The following is a 14,267-nucleotide window of genomic DNA, read 5'->3' as shown; positions in this document are numbered from 1 at the left end:
GAAATGTACCCATCAATTAATGTATTGAGTTTATTTTATTTGTTGTGTCAGGATTGTTTCATCAATATTGCACAAAGTTTTAATTTTTTGAGATTTGACATGAATCTACTTCTTATCGTGGTATTTGGCACAATTGCTGAAGTTTTAGTTTGGATTGGCGTGGGTGACCTCGTTGGAAGTATGTGGTATGTCTTTTTCTGGTTCATTATCGCATTCTTTATTGGTCTAAACCTTGTGCGTTCAAGTACCTCGGGTATTATGCCGCAGTTACAACAAATGCAGATGACCGGACAATTGGGCGGTGATCCAGCGGTAACCAAAAAACTTGCACTTGCGATGGCTGGTTTCTTGTTAATGGTTCCTGGTTTGATTTCTGATGTGTTGGCGGTATTGGTACTGATTCCACCTGTTCAAACCGCATTTCGTAATGCATTGATGAAAACCATGGCGAAACGTCAGCAAGCGATGATGGATAAAATGATGGGTGGTATGGGCGGCGGTGCAGGTGCTGCTGGACCAAATCCATTTGCTGATCTGATGCGTCAAATGCAGGATATGCAGAACCAACAAGGTGGTGGTCAATATCGTGATTCAACCATTATTGATGGTGAGGCGCGTGAAGTGAAGCCTGATCAAAAGAAAATTGAATTTAAAGATGTAAACTAATCTAATGCGTTTAAAAAAGCACACTTTATAGTGTGCTTTTTTATGTCTGATCATTCAGTTCTTGCTGATTCGCTATTTGCTCTGAATTGGGCGTTTGTTTATCTGCTTCTTTGTTTTGGGGCTGATATTGGCTTGATCGGAGCGTAGTAATTTCATTTTCAGATTGTTTGTACTTACGACTACGATTTGCTCGCTCGCGAAATCCACCTTTATTAATTAATTCAGTCATGATGTATTCCACATGTTTGAAAAGATTATTTTATCAAATTATGTGAAAGATCAAAATAATATTAATAACTTAATGATTTTCTTTGGATGTGGAATCTAATCAAATTGTCATAAAAATTTGTTAATTTGAATGAATAGGTCAGAAAACTAGATTGAATTCTCGTTTTTTTTCTCATAGGATAAAAGTGTGACATTTGAAAATGTTGTAAAAAGAAAATAAAAAATAAGCGGTAGGAGGAATAAATGATGTTATATCAATATCATTGTGCATGTTGTGACAAGGTCGTCGCATCAACCGATAAAGAGTGCCCATATTGTGGCTCTCATCATATCCGTAGTCCGTATGGAATGTGGATGTTTTGTGTAGCGGCCTGTCTTGCAGTTGTTGTCGTGATTAAACTTGCACATTTATATACTCAGCATCATCAAGAAGATCAGCCAGTGCAAAGCAATTCCTTGTTTGAAATGTTTAAGCAAGATAATACCAATTCAAATAAATAATGTCGGGGCAATAAAAAAGCTCGCAATTGCGAGCTTTTTTACAGAAGAGCAGTGTGGATTACAATCCAGCTGCATCCTTAAGCGTTTCAACTTTATCTGTTTTTTCCCAAGTAAAGGCAGAGTCTGAACCTTCACGGCCAAAATGACCATAAGCTGCAGTTTGCTTGTACATTGGTTGAATCAGGTTCAGCATACGCGTGATGCCATATGGGCGTAAGTCGAAGTGTTCACGAACAAGTTGAATAATCAACTCGTCAGATACTTTACCTGTATTGAATGTATTGATTGAAATCGAAGTTGGTTCAGCAACACCAATTGCATAGCTGACTTGGATTTCACATTTATCTGCTAAACCAGCAGCAACAATGTTTTTTGCAACGTAACGACCAGCGTAAGCAGCAGAACGGTCAACTTTTGATGGATCTTTACCAGAGAAAGCACCACCACCGTGACGCGCCATACCGCCGTAAGTATCGACAATAATTTTACGACCAGTTAAACCACAGTCACCTACAGGGCCGCCAATCACAAACATACCTGTTGGGTTGATGTGGAATTTGGTGCCCGCATGAAACATTTCAGCAGGGATAATTGGCTTCACGATTTCTTCAATAATCGCTTCTTTCAGCTGAATTTGAGAAATTTCAGGGTCGTGTTGAGTTGATAATACAACTGCATCTAAACGTACTGGTTTGCCGTTTTCATAAGCAAATGTTACTTGGCTCTTCGCATCTGGGCGTAACCACGGTAATGCACCCGAACGACGTAACTCTGCTTGACGCTCCATCAGACGGTGCGCATAAGAAATTGGTGCAGGCATCAGCACATCAGTTTCACGGCTTGCGTAACCAAACATCAGACCTTGGTCACCTGCACCTTGATCTTCAGGTTTCTGGCGGTCAACACCTTGTGCAATCTCAGGAGATTGTTTACCGATCATATTGATCACGGCACAAGTTGAACCATCGAAACCTAAATCAGAGTGATGATAACCAATGCCATTTACGGTTTGGCGTACAATTGCTTCAAAATCAACGTTTGCTGTCGTTGTAATTTCACCAGCAAGAACAACCGCACCTGTTTTTACTAATGTTTCACAAGCGACACGCGCATACGGGTCTTCTTTTAGGATTGCATCTAAAATTGCATCGCTAATTTGGTCAGCCATTTTATCTGGATGACCTTCGCTTACAGATTCTGAAGTAAAAACAGCATACTCGCGCATGAACGTCCTATCACTGGTATTTTCAAAAAGACAGAGTATGTTACATCGACTTGGCTTATAGGACTAGCACAAGCTGACTAAAAAGCAGGAATTTATTCTATTTTCATTATGTTTTTATTGATATGTGTATCAGTAAAATTGATATTTAGTGCTTTTTATATGAATAAAGCTGTAATTGACGGTCGAAAATTTTTCTGGATTGTGCAGTGATCTGTTTATCACGTGAACATTTACCCACAGAATGCCAAATGAATACGGGAAAAGTAAGAAATATCGTGTATTGCACTTTACCCACTGTCGTTTTTTTAAGACAATAGTCGCAGTTTTTGAAAGATGATTTCTCATCTTCTCTCATATTATTGATTTAATCGGATTCTGACTTATGACAACCCCTTTAAATGAACGTCGTATTGCAAATGCAATTCGTGTCTTGGCAATGGATGCTGTGCAACAAGCAAACTCAGGGCATCCAGGTGCACCAATGGGGATGGCAGATATCGCTGATGTAGTTTGGCGTGAATTTTTAAATCATAACCCAACGAACCCGCAATGGGCGAACCGTGACCGTTTCGTATTGTCGAATGGACATGGCTCAATGTTGCAATATGCGTTATTGCATTTGACGGGTTATGCGTTATCGATTGATGATTTAAAACAATTCCGTCAATTACATTCTAAAACACCAGGTCATCCTGAATATGGTTATGCACCTGGTATCGAAACAACAACTGGTCCATTAGGTCAGGGTATTGCGAATGCAGTTGGTTTTGCATTAGCAGAAAAAACTTTAGCTGCTCAGTTCAACAAAGACGGTTTGAATGTTGTTGATCACTTCACTTACTGTTTCTTGGGTGATGGCTGCTTGATGGAAGGTATTTCTCACGAAGTATGTTCACTTGCAGGTACTTTAGGTCTTGGTAAGCTGATTGCTTATTATGATGACAACGGTATTTCAATTGATGGTGAAGTAGAAGGCTGGTTCAGTGATGATACTGAACAACGTTTCAATGCTTACGGTTGGCAAGTCCTTCGTGTAGACGGTCATGATGCTGCTGCAATTCGTCAAGCGACTGTCGAAGCGAAAGCTGAAAGCAATAAGCCAACCATCATTATCTGTAAAACGATTATTGGTTTAGGTTCACCAAACAAACAAGGTAAAGAAGATTGCCACGGTGCGCCACTGGGTAAAGACGAAATCGTTTTAACGCGTGAAGCATTGGGTTGGAAAGAAGATTCATTTGTTATCCCAGAAGATGTATATGCAGCTTGGGATGCAAAAGCGAAAGGTCAAACCTCTGAAGCAGCTTGGAATGAATTGTTTACTCAATACCAAGCAAAATATCCAACGGAAGCAGCTGAGTTATTACGTCGTATCAATGGCGATTTACCAGCTGAGTTTGCTGCGCAAGCCGACGCATTTATTGCTGAGACAAACGCAAAAGCAGAAACCATTGCAACACGTAAAGCAAGCCAAAATACTTTGCAAGCATTCGGCCCATTGCTTCCTGAATTATTAGGTGGTTCGGCTGACTTGGCGGGTTCTAACTTAACACTTTGGAAAGGTTGCCAAGGCGTACAAGAAAACCCTGCGGGTAACTACGTGTATTACGGCGTTCGCGAATTCGGTATGACTGCAATTGCGAATGGTGTGGCTTTACATGGTGGTTTTGTTCCTTACGTTGCAACATTCCTCATGTTTATGGAATATGCACGTAATGCAGTGCGTATGTCTGCATTGATGAAGCAACGTGTGATTCATGTTTATACACATGACTCGATCGGTTTAGGTGAAGATGGTCCTACACACCAACCAATCGAACAAATTGCATCGTTACGCGGTACGCCAAACTTAAATACATGGCGCCCATGTGACACAGTTGAAGCAGCTGTTTCTTGGAAATCTGCACTTCAACGTAAAGATGGCCCATCAGCGTTAATTTTCTCTCGTCAAAACTTGCCATTCCAAGCACGTAATGAAGCTCAAATTCAAAACGTTGCAAAAGGTGGTTATGTGCTTGCTGAAGAAAAAGGTGAGTTAAAAGCAATCATCATCGCAACAGGTTCAGAAGTTTCATTGGCCATGGAAGCATATGCACAACTTGAAGGTGTGCGTGTTGTATCTATGCCGTGTGCTGAAGAGTTCATGAAGCAAGATGTTGCTTATCGTGAAGCAGTATTGCCTGCACATATTCGTGCCCGTGTAGCGGTTGAAGCGGCTCACGTTGATTACTGGTGGAAGTTTGTTGGTTTAGATGGCAAAGTGATCGGTATGACCACTTATGGCGAATCTGCTCCTGCAAAAGACTTGTTCCAATTCTTCGGTATTACAACTGAAGCGGTTGTGGCTGCGGTTAAAGAATTGACTGCTTAATTGAATTAAGTGGTATAAAAAAAGCGCTCTCATTAGGGCGCTTTTTTTATGATAAAACAAAGGAATAAATAGAAAAATGAGAAGGTTTGCATTATCAAATAAAAAAGAACGGGGAATTCCCCGTAAATTAAGAAATCTTAAGTATTGGAGTGAAAGTTTTAAAGGGTATTTCCCTGATTTAGATGGGTATGAAGAGCGATATTATAATTGGAAAATACCTGTAGCTATGAATCTAGTTCAGGGAAAGCATGCTCAACAAGAAATAAAGGCACAGTGTGCCCAGCATCTAATTAATGCATGTCAGTATTTAATTGAGGCAAAACCTGTTGGCATGAAATTCTGTAAAGTCGTATGTGTCATTATTCAGCCTGATATGTTTGCTAGCGAAATTTGTTTGTATCTAGATGAAGATTATTTTAACTCCCATACTTTGTCAGCAGAATATTACAATCCTCAATATCTTTTAGCGGATGACATGAGCTTATCTCGGAGATGGGGATTGGAAGTTCCTGAGAAAATCAAGGAGCGAGGAATACTTATTGATTATATTGATCCAAAGGATGAAGCAGATAATTATAGAGCTGATCAGTGGTACTTTATTGAAACTTAAAAGACTGAGGTATTGTGATGAGAAAGGAATTTGAACTTCATGCTTTTGATGAAATATTAAATGATATTAAATATTGGTATTTGGAAAATCTAAATAAAAAAGAAATACTTTGGCAGTGCGCAGAATATAATTTTTTATATTGTGCATTACGAGAATGTTCAATCAAGAACAAGAGTGACCTAAACTTTGATGGTTATAGTTATCGTATGCAAACTTATTTTGAAGAGGCCATTCAAGCTCGGACCCAATATGAGTGCATATCAGGTTTAATAAAGTTAAAGGGTAAAATCTTAGTATTTGACGTACATTCATCAATGTTTGACTGTTTAGCTGAGAGGGAAACAGGTCGGTTTATAGATAGTTGTGATACACCACCGCCTGAGTTTTGGATTCATTTCGATGGGGAAAACTTATATTCATTTATTCCAAATGAGCTCACAAATATTGTCGACCTAGCAATAGATATTTCGATGAGTGGCTCATTGGAATGGTATACGGATGTAATTGAAATTTAATGTAATAGGTCACTCATCCAATACTTAATTCACTCTGAATCGAAATATTAGACGTTAACAACTTATGAATTGGGCAGCTTTCTGCGACTTTTAACAAACGTTTGTGCTGATCCTCGGTAAATTCACCTTTGAGAATAATTTTACGTTCAATATTATTTTGACCTGACTCAGGCTCGCCATTTGGATTCAGTGCTAAATCCACTTGAACGTGCTCTAGCTTAATGCCTTTATGCTTGGCATACATTTCTAAAGTAATGGTGGTACATGCGCCTAAAGCGGAAAGTAACAGCTGAACTGGATTTGGCGCGGTATCTTGCCCACCTTTGTCCGCTGGCTCATCTGCATACCATGTATGACCAGCAGGATCTGTCAAGCTAACGCGATAAGGTGTTGATGTACTGAGTGCTTGTGCTGTGTGAGTCATATTCTACCTTGTTGTTTATCTTTAAGAATTTAAACCTAAATTGATCATGTTCTTTCGATGCTCAATTGTCTAGTACCGAATGGTCTTATGATAGGCGCTTTAAATAACAACTGTAACGCTTTTATTGTTGCATGGATGAAACATATCGTTTTATAAAGAATGGTGAATAAAAATACTTGATCTATACACTAATGACGATATCAAACAAGGATTCGAAAAATGCAATTTAAAACATTAAGCCTCGGTTTAGCAGTTGCTTTAGCAAGTTCAGTGACTTTGGCAGCACCTGTAGATTATAAAATTGACCCAACACATACTGCGACAGTATTTAGCTGGAATCACTTTGGTTTCTCTACGCCAAGCGCAAATTTCACTGATATTCAAGGCACAATTAAAGTTGATACTGCAAAACCTGCAAATTCATCTGTCGAAGTGACGATTCCTTTAAGCAGTGTGAATACAAATGTTGCTGCTTTAGATAAAGAATTCCAAGAAGAAGCTTGGTTTAATGCTGCGAAATATCCAAACATAACTTTTAAAAGTACCAAAGTAGAAACCAAAGATAAAAAACACTTCAAAATTACAGGTGATTTAACGGTTAAAGGTGTAACCAAGCTTGTGGTATTAGATGCTGTTCTAAATAAACAAGGCGAGCATCCAATGGCGAAAGTACCTGCGATTGGTTTCAATGCAACAACGAGCTTTAACCGCTCTGCATTTGGTATCGGTAACTACGTTCCGAATGTCGGTGACAAGATCACTGTGAATATTACAACTGAAGCAACTGCTGCGAAGTAATATTTAATCCGAAGAAAAAGCCTAGATGAGCACATCATCTAGGCTTTTTTTGATTTCGATAATATACATTTATTAAAATTCTAATATTAGTGAAAAATTAGTAATCTAATAAAAAACATCAGCTGTGTTTGATCTTGGATCTGCGTTTTGATTGGTAGATATAGCGAATCGAATCGACTACTTCACCGACAAAAATACACTCTTCATCCAGTGGAATGATATTGGGTTTGAATTCAGGATTGAGTGCCTGCAAATATCTTGAATTATCCGTTTCAATCACTAGACGTTTAAACGTTGCGTCTTCATGCTTCCTCACTACAATCATATCACCTGACTGCATATCGCTGTATTGCACGGTTGGATCAACCAAGATGTAATCGCCCTCATGAAAGACAGGATAATTACTCAGACCTTGTACTTTTAGATAGAAGCAGTCATCGCAATCATCTGGTAGTGGAAGCCATTCCTCAACCTGTGTGATATCAACCGATTCAACATTGGTGAAAACACCCGCTTGTACCCAGGACAGTACCGGAGCCATATTGGCTTTTACAGGCGAAATGTTTGAAGCATCTTCATGATTCGATTCTTTCGGCGTGGCGTGTCCTTGGCCTGTTTGTAGCCAATAGGCGTCTACACCCAGAAAATTAGCAATCGAAGCTAAATGTGATGATGAGCTGACCAGTCCTGTTTCAAGCTGGCTGAGCGCAGATTGTGTAATACCAACCGCAGCAACCACATCTTTTTGCGACTTCTTGGCATTTTTTCTTGCTTCTTTAAGCCGATCTTTAAGCATTTTAATACACCTTAAATCAATAAATTAAGAATATTAGCAAGCTAATGTGAAGTCAAATTAGTATTCTTATTGAATTTATATTAGTTTGCTAATATAATTGACCTGTTCATTCGGTTAAATGCGAGAGGTGCGGTATGAATAAGTCAATCAATCCCAACATGCATATTAAGCAAAATCTCAATACGGAAATTGAAGCATGGTTGGCACAAGGCAATGTAATTACAAAGATTCAAAATACATATGAGCAGCGCTTGAAAGCAAGACCAAGTCATATTGTTAAGTTTGTATCACCAGAAAAAACCCAAAAAGAATTAAAGAAAATTGAACGAGTCGCAAATCAAGCAACTGCAGCTCAAATTCAGATGTTCAGCCAGTGGCTGGGTGCGCATAAGGGACGAGCAAAAGCATTGGTGCAGATTCTAGGTTGTGCACATAGTTATATTTCTCAAATCAAAAGTGCAACTCGGCCCTGTACAAAAGCTCGATTTGAAGAAATTCATCAGGCCATGAAGATTGTTGAAGCGAGAGAAAAGTATCACTAAACGCGCCAAAAATAATAATCGTTAAATCACAAAATATATAAATCAGTACGAGGTGAAGATATGAATGCAAATGTAGCAAAGTTTGAAAAATTTGAATGGTTAATGCGTGGACTCACACTGCGTTCGCCAAACTTAGAGCCTTTTGTTCGTGGTACAGGCAAGAGACCGTTGGATTATGAGGATCGTTTAGGGGCGATTGCCTCAATGCAAAGTCAATTGGCAAAGTCGGTTACCGCATTGATTGTGTTTGAACATAAAAGCAAACAGGACTATGAAGAGGTTCGTCAGCATTTGGCTAATGCATTTGTTGAACAAGCAGTACGAGATAGAAAACGAGAACCTGAACGTATTGCGATGTACCATCTGGCTTGGTTGATAGCACGCATGGTGTTGGATTTTGTTTTAGATCCAGATTTGGAAGAAAATTATACAGCCAAAGGGCGGTTAGCCTATGCGGGTATTAGTCGGCATCAGATGAGTGTCGATTGCTATAGAAAGACATGGAAAGGCTACGAGGTTCAAATGATGACTTTGCTTGAAACTGCAATTAATGAGGCTGAAGCAGCAATTGAAGAGTATAGAAGAAATATTTATAAAGTAATGAAGGTATGATATTTTATAGCGATAATTATAAGCGCCATATTTATTCTCATTTTATTGTTTAAATGTTTGTTATTAAAAGCTCATTTTAAGGTGGGCTTTTAATATGTAAGTACTATAAAAAAATATCCAAGGATAAGGAAGAGGAATATGTTAATAAAATATTTATAAATTTTGACTTTAATCTTTATGGTCTTGGGTGTAATTTTCTATTCAATTTATGGATCAAACTCATTCTTTCCAAGAAAACCTGTTCGGGTAGATTCCAGACTCTATGGTGTTGATGTAAATAAATCAATAAAATACAATAAGATTTTGGGTTTTTGCTCATGCATTCATATTGCTGAGTAGGTATGTAAAGAGGAAAACTATAAATATTGTTTTAGTTGTTTTTATTCTAAATAAAGGCTGATATAAAAATTATTTGATGATTTATTTTTGATTGATAAGAGCGAGCATCGCTATTCGAGTTAATCTATTTTAGTAAGGAATATTTACAAAGATATTCTAATTTAATATTTCCATTTTTTAGGAAATTAAGTTATAGTTTTAATATAATGGTCAATTTATATATATCTGACCTTAACTAAAAAGCTCATCAATAGATGGGCTTTTTTATTGCCTAAAAACTCGGGTCCATGTGGATGCCGAGTTTTTTTATATCTACGGGTTAGCAGCCGTTATCCATTATGAGCGACTTAAAAGCCGAAAATAACTGAAGGTGAATAAAATGAATTGTATGAATAAAATGATGCAAAGCTCTTGCTCAATCAAACATCTAGACATTCTTTCTTATGCAGATATTGTGCCCGCGATCATGCAGACGACAACCGATCTAAAGGCGATTGCATATATTGAAGGAAATGATCAATTGGGCTCTATCAAAGTAAAGGACACATGCGAAGCTGCTGTATCTGCATTTTTCCAAGCCCAGAAAGGTCAATTTTCACTGAGCAGTGCAAATACAGCGCAAAGCTCAATGGTCATCGTAGGTGTGGATCAGCAACCTGAATATAAAGTGACATTAAGCCAGATTGAAAATGGCTTTGTGATCCATTGTTATTTTTTGGATGAAAAATTTGTGGTGACTTTGGGAGAATATAATAGTTTAAATAATGTCACTTTCATTCAAGCGCATCCATCAGCAAAGCCGATTGTGACATTTGAGATTACAGGTGTTCAATCGATGAAAGTCTTTATTGACTACGAGCTCGTTGGAACATGGCATTCAACCAATGCGCTGAAATTGCCAAAGTATTATCAAATCGTGGCACAAGCTGATGTACAGCAGCTTGATTTTGATCTGCGAGAAGCCTATGTCAGCTTGGATTATAAAATGCCATCTGAACTCGAAGATGGTGTTTATTATCACTTAACCAGTAAAGGTGAAATCTTGGGTTCGCAAGTGAATGTAGGCGATTTTGTTCAGTTTCATCATCAGCAAAGTGAAATGATGCATTATCCACAATAGTATGAATTTAAAGAAAATTGATAAGCGAAGGTGATAAAAATGAATTGAGAGCAGTATGTGATGTGGTTTTGCTTAAAACGTCAATCTAGGCCTTAACTTTGAATAAGTTAAGGCCTTTCTATTTATGGAGGAAAAATAATGACAGAGTTTGTTTCAACGGGTGCAGGGATTGTAGCCGTTATTAAATCCTATGGAGTATTTTTTATTGTCATGATGGCACTTACTTTTATGCTTTTGGCTTGGATGGTGGTGATTATGACTCGGCTACCCAAGTCTCGACGTGAATGGGTGGTTTCACTCATTTCGACAGCAGTGGGCAGTATCGCAGGAGGTGCTTTTGTGATTCAGCACTTTGGTTTGCAAGAGTGGAGTCAAAACCCCTATGGCGCATTTGCCTTAGGTGGCCTGTACTTTCTTTGTGGATTGCCAGTATGGGCGATCATTCGTTGGACTTTTAATTATATTAATGCAAGAGAAGACTCGACCATCTTGGATGTTGCCAAAGAGTTGAAGGACTTTAAAGATAAATTGTAGCTAAAAAAAATCTAATGCCGCCTTCGGGCGGTTTTTTATTATAAAGAGGAAAAAGACATGAAAATAACACAAGACGGTTTTGATATTTTGCGTCAGACATTTGGAAAACTTAGTCAGTCTCAGGTAGATGGGATTAATTTCTTGGTTTCGGTTTTAGATGAAGACACGGGTATCACACGCCCCCAAGCCGCCTATATGTTGGCAACGACTTGGCATGAAACTGCACACACCATGCAACCTGTGATTGAGTACGGTTCCGAAAAATATTTAAGATCTAAGCAATATTATCCCTATATTGGCTATGGTTATGTACAGTTAACTTGGTTGGCGAACTATAAGCGAATGGGGGATTATCTGAAAGTTGATCTAGTCAAAAATCCAAAACTGGCTTTACAAGCAGATATTGCTGCCCGTGTCATGATTGTTGGAATGAAAAATGGCATGTTTACGGGTAAAAAATTATCAAATTACATCCATCAAAATCACAAAGATTATATTGGAGCTCGGCGAATTATTAATGGAACTGATAAAGCTGAGTTAATTGCTGGATATGCAGAGACCTTTGAGGCAGCTTTATATGCTTCTGAACGAGTTGCTTTATCCCATTAAAACAATAGAAGCCCATACCATTCGATATGAACTTCTATCTCAATGTAATTTAGCCTAGAAGCTTATGCCGTGGCATGGAATGCATCAGCATAAACAACTTCACCAGTAGGGACATGTTCAGTGAAGGGCAAGACCTGAAAATATTCAGCGGGAACATCTGCTAATCGCAGTCTTGAATCTGCTTTAAAACCGAATCGATCGTAATATTCTGGTTCACCCAATAAAACACAACCCACTGCATCCAAGTCTTTAAGTGCTTCAATACCAGTACGTATTAGTTTGGAACCCACACCTTGACTCTGATATTCTGGCAGTACAGAGACTGGGCCAAGTCCATACCAACCTGTAGTGCCATCAGAAATTTTCACGGGTGAAAAAGCAATATGTCCGACGAGTTTGTGGTTGTGTATTGCGACTAAAGATAAGGTCAGCTGGTTTGAATCTCTTAAAGCATTCACAATAAACTGTTCGGTATGACTGGAATGTTCTACAGTTTCAAAGGCAGCTTGGGTTAAAGTAAAAATACTCTGGATATCGGAGATATTTTCATCTCGAATAAGTATGTTCATCTTTATTTTCTCTTGTGTTTCTTGATTCAAAATGCTCCGAATCTGTTTGAGTAAGGGTGAGGTATTTGTGTATTTTTCACCATAAGTGAGATTAAAAGCATAATCAAAATCAGCAGGATTAATGCCTTGATTATGCTGCAAAATGGTCTCTAACTTATCCAGTGCTTTGACAAGCTTTGCTTCAGGAGTCGATGCATTTTCGTATTCCTCCCAAAGTGTTCGAATCAACGTCTGTGGATGTTCATCCAGAGATTCCGTCAGTTGATAAAGATCCTGTTTCTCCTGTTGATGTTTATCAGGAAATTGATCTTTCAGAATGGCTGGAATATCACCATGAATTGCTTCACCCAGATCATGAATCAGGCACATTTTGAGCAGCTTCTCAAAATCAATCTGTTTAAATTGATCTGCAAAAATCATCGCCATCAAGCATAAACGCCAGCTATGTTCGGCTGTACTTTCTTGACGGCCATTAGAGGTGTGTGAAAAGCGGATCACATTTTTCAATTTTTCTGCTTCGCGCAAAAATGCTAAGCGGTTTTGAATGACATCTAGTTCCATTTTATTTCTCATAAATAAACCATCTGTAATTTGGACAAACCCGTTCTCAGCTTGTGTCTGACATCATCTATACACAACCAGAGCTCATCCAAAGCGATGGTTGTTTGTTAACGATTGTCTAACTGTGGGCGCACGGATCTCAGCCCTTGTAAATTGATCTGATAGGGCTGTCCATTGATGGATTTAATCAATCTTTTCTTTCTTAGCTTGTTAAAAACGTCGAGGCTACAATCGGACAGCAGGAAACCTTCTCGGCTGTAGCACTCTACAGCGATGATTTGACCAAGGTCATTGCGAAGTTTTACGATTTTTCCGCCTTTAGCTAAGACGTGTAGTGTCCGTTGTTCGGACTTAGATAAGTTCATGTTGTTATCCAGATAGTAATAATCACAGGCAAAGTTAGGCTTAAAGCCAAAAAATTCGCGTAGATAACCAATTTCAATGTGTTATTGAAATTTAGTTACCAGATTACTGCTATCTCCAACATAAAACCCTCGATATGGAAGCGATACGAGATGTATCAGCAAAGATACTAAAACAAGGCGGATTAAAAATCAATAAAGAAGTGAAAAATACGATTTTGAATCGATCACAATTTACTTTTTAGAATGTTTTTCTTTGAGATGTAAATAAGCGGGGACCGATTTTTTTGCTTGTCGACGCAGCATCATTTTGATGTAAAGCACAATCGCGAAGCAGGCGGTTGCCACCGTAAGCATGAGACCATTCATATAACTCATGACGGAACTGACATAGCCAATGGTCGCAAGACGACGTTGCATGCGTTCAACTTGAGTACTGGATTCAACGCCTGTAATTGCCCAAGTGCATAAGTGCTCACAATTGTTAATAATTAAATGATAGTGGTTTTCATGCATGCGTGAGCGCATACGCCGTACAACAGCTTTAGCGGTGTAGCGTGGGGACGGGTAATGTCGCAAGTAGATTTGCTTACCGCGCGCAAAACGTTGGATAGAGGTCATTTCAATTGGATGCTTTTTAAAAATATGGGCAAAACCAGAATAATGAATGACTCGACCACGTCCTGCATAGATACCGTGGTGACTATAACCAAAGTGTTTTACGATCAGATGTGCGCCAATTGGAAAGCGCGGATGTTTTTGCTGCATGTGGATACAAGGTTATTGTATTTACAGCCTTATTTTAATGAAAAAATGTGAATCAATCGAGGCTATTTAGCATTTCAAGTCCATGATTATGTGTGGTGTTTGTATCTGCTCTTTAGT

At 38.6% G+C, this 14,267-nt stretch carries 18 protein-coding genes; 11 read left to right on the top strand and 7 right to left on the bottom strand.

Going from position 1 to position 14,267, the window contains the following annotated elements:
- Positions 1–99: 99 nt before the first annotated feature.
- Positions 100–666 carry an FxsA family protein gene (locus tag MMO42_RS03035; protein WP_241319270.1) on the top strand — a complete coding sequence of 189 codons (567 nt, stop codon included), beginning with the start codon at positions 100–102 and terminating at the stop codon, positions 664–666.
- Positions 667–706: 40 nt separating this feature from the next.
- Here MMO42_RS03035 and MMO42_RS03030 read toward each other — a convergent pair whose 3' ends face one another.
- Complete coding sequence (locus tag MMO42_RS03030; protein ID WP_241319268.1) at positions 707–895, bottom strand: hypothetical protein; 189 nt, start codon at positions 893–895, stop codon at positions 707–709.
- Between the two features lie 242 nt (positions 896–1,137).
- Here MMO42_RS03030 and MMO42_RS03025 point away from each other — a divergent pair, with 242 nt between their 5' ends.
- Positions 1,138–1,395 (top strand): hypothetical protein, encoded by a 258-nt coding sequence (locus MMO42_RS03025; protein WP_005152363.1) that lies wholly within the window; start codon positions 1,138–1,140, stop codon positions 1,393–1,395.
- Positions 1,396–1,453: 58 nt separating this feature from the next.
- On the opposite strand, the gene metK is transcribed toward MMO42_RS03025, so the two are convergent.
- On the bottom strand, positions 1,454–2,620 hold the full coding sequence (gene metK, locus MMO42_RS03020) for a methionine adenosyltransferase (protein ID WP_005293361.1): 1,167 nt from the start codon (positions 2,618–2,620) through the stop codon (positions 1,454–1,456).
- 382 nt (positions 2,621–3,002) lie between these two features.
- On the opposite strand from metK, the gene tkt reads away from it, so the two are divergent.
- The 3 genes from tkt (at position 3,003) to MMO42_RS03005 (ending at position 6,116) form a co-directional block, all read left to right on the top strand.
- Positions 3,003–4,991: a transketolase gene (tkt, locus tag MMO42_RS03015; RefSeq protein ID WP_241319266.1), complete on the top strand. Its 1,989-nt coding sequence runs from the start codon at positions 3,003–3,005 to the stop codon at positions 4,989–4,991.
- A gap of 76 nt (positions 4,992–5,067) precedes the next feature.
- The gene (locus tag MMO42_RS03010; RefSeq protein ID WP_241319264.1) at positions 5,068–5,601 is read left to right on the top strand and encodes a DUF3916 domain-containing protein; all 534 of its coding nucleotides are present in this window, start codon (positions 5,068–5,070) and stop codon (positions 5,599–5,601) included.
- A 17-nt stretch (positions 5,602–5,618) separates the two neighbouring features.
- Complete coding sequence (locus tag MMO42_RS03005) at positions 5,619–6,116, top strand: hypothetical protein (RefSeq protein ID WP_241319257.1); 498 nt, start codon at positions 5,619–5,621, stop codon at positions 6,114–6,116.
- 13 nt (positions 6,117–6,129) lie between these two features.
- On the opposite strand, the gene MMO42_RS03000 is transcribed toward MMO42_RS03005, so the two are convergent.
- A complete protein-coding gene (locus MMO42_RS03000; RefSeq protein WP_241319256.1) occupies positions 6,130–6,540 on the bottom strand; it encodes an OsmC family protein in 411 nt (136 codons plus the stop codon).
- A 219-nt stretch (positions 6,541–6,759) separates the two neighbouring features.
- On the opposite strand from MMO42_RS03000, the gene MMO42_RS02995 reads away from it, so the two are divergent.
- On the top strand, positions 6,760–7,338 hold the full coding sequence (locus MMO42_RS02995) for a YceI family protein (protein ID WP_241319254.1): 579 nt from the start codon (positions 6,760–6,762) through the stop codon (positions 7,336–7,338).
- Positions 7,339–7,456: 118 nt separating this feature from the next.
- On the opposite strand, the gene MMO42_RS02990 is transcribed toward MMO42_RS02995, so the two are convergent.
- Positions 7,457–8,134 carry an XRE family transcriptional regulator gene (locus MMO42_RS02990; protein WP_241319252.1) on the bottom strand — a complete coding sequence of 226 codons (678 nt, stop codon included), beginning with the start codon at positions 8,132–8,134 and terminating at the stop codon, positions 7,457–7,459.
- Between the two features lie 134 nt (positions 8,135–8,268).
- Here MMO42_RS02990 and MMO42_RS02985 point away from each other — a divergent pair, with 134 nt between their 5' ends.
- The 5 genes from MMO42_RS02985 to MMO42_RS02965 all read left to right on the top strand — a co-directional run bounded on the left by MMO42_RS02985 (position 8,269) and on the right by MMO42_RS02965 (position 11,890).
- Positions 8,269–8,676, top strand: coding sequence for a hypothetical protein (locus MMO42_RS02985; protein ID WP_241319250.1), 408 nt, complete (start codon positions 8,269–8,271; stop codon positions 8,674–8,676).
- 60 nt (positions 8,677–8,736) lie between these two features.
- Positions 8,737–9,288 (top strand): hypothetical protein, encoded by a 552-nt coding sequence (locus MMO42_RS02980; RefSeq protein WP_241319247.1) that lies wholly within the window; start codon positions 8,737–8,739, stop codon positions 9,286–9,288.
- A 718-nt stretch (positions 9,289–10,006) separates the two neighbouring features.
- On the top strand, positions 10,007–10,747 hold the full coding sequence (locus tag MMO42_RS02975) for a hypothetical protein (RefSeq protein WP_241319246.1): 741 nt from the start codon (positions 10,007–10,009) through the stop codon (positions 10,745–10,747).
- A 138-nt stretch (positions 10,748–10,885) separates the two neighbouring features.
- Positions 10,886–11,281: a hypothetical protein gene (locus MMO42_RS02970; protein ID WP_241319244.1), complete on the top strand. Its 396-nt coding sequence runs from the start codon at positions 10,886–10,888 to the stop codon at positions 11,279–11,281.
- Positions 11,282–11,338: 57 nt separating this feature from the next.
- Entirely contained in the window at positions 11,339–11,890 is a 552-nt protein-coding gene (locus tag MMO42_RS02965; RefSeq protein ID WP_241319242.1) for a hypothetical protein, read from the top strand.
- A gap of 62 nt (positions 11,891–11,952) precedes the next feature.
- Here the strand turns inward: MMO42_RS02965 and MMO42_RS02960 are convergent, their stop codons facing one another.
- From MMO42_RS02960 to MMO42_RS02950, 3 genes are all read right to left on the bottom strand, one after another.
- Complete coding sequence (locus tag MMO42_RS02960) at positions 11,953–13,020, bottom strand: bifunctional HD family hydrolase/GNAT family N-acetyltransferase (RefSeq protein WP_241319241.1); 1,068 nt, start codon at positions 13,018–13,020, stop codon at positions 11,953–11,955.
- A 107-nt stretch (positions 13,021–13,127) separates the two neighbouring features.
- Positions 13,128–13,385, bottom strand: coding sequence for a YjhX family toxin (locus MMO42_RS02955; protein ID WP_005293391.1), 258 nt, complete (start codon positions 13,383–13,385; stop codon positions 13,128–13,130).
- A 231-nt stretch (positions 13,386–13,616) separates the two neighbouring features.
- The gene (locus MMO42_RS02950; protein WP_241319239.1) at positions 13,617–14,150 is read right to left on the bottom strand and encodes a lecithin retinol acyltransferase family protein; all 534 of its coding nucleotides are present in this window, start codon (positions 14,148–14,150) and stop codon (positions 13,617–13,619) included.
- Positions 14,151–14,267 lie beyond the last annotated feature (117 nt).

It is taken from the genome of Acinetobacter sp. ANC 3882 (assembly GCF_022549545.1).
In the GTDB taxonomy this organism is placed as follows: Bacteria; Pseudomonadota; Gammaproteobacteria; order Pseudomonadales; family Moraxellaceae; genus Acinetobacter.
This window is presented reverse-complemented; position numbering and strand designations above follow the sequence as displayed.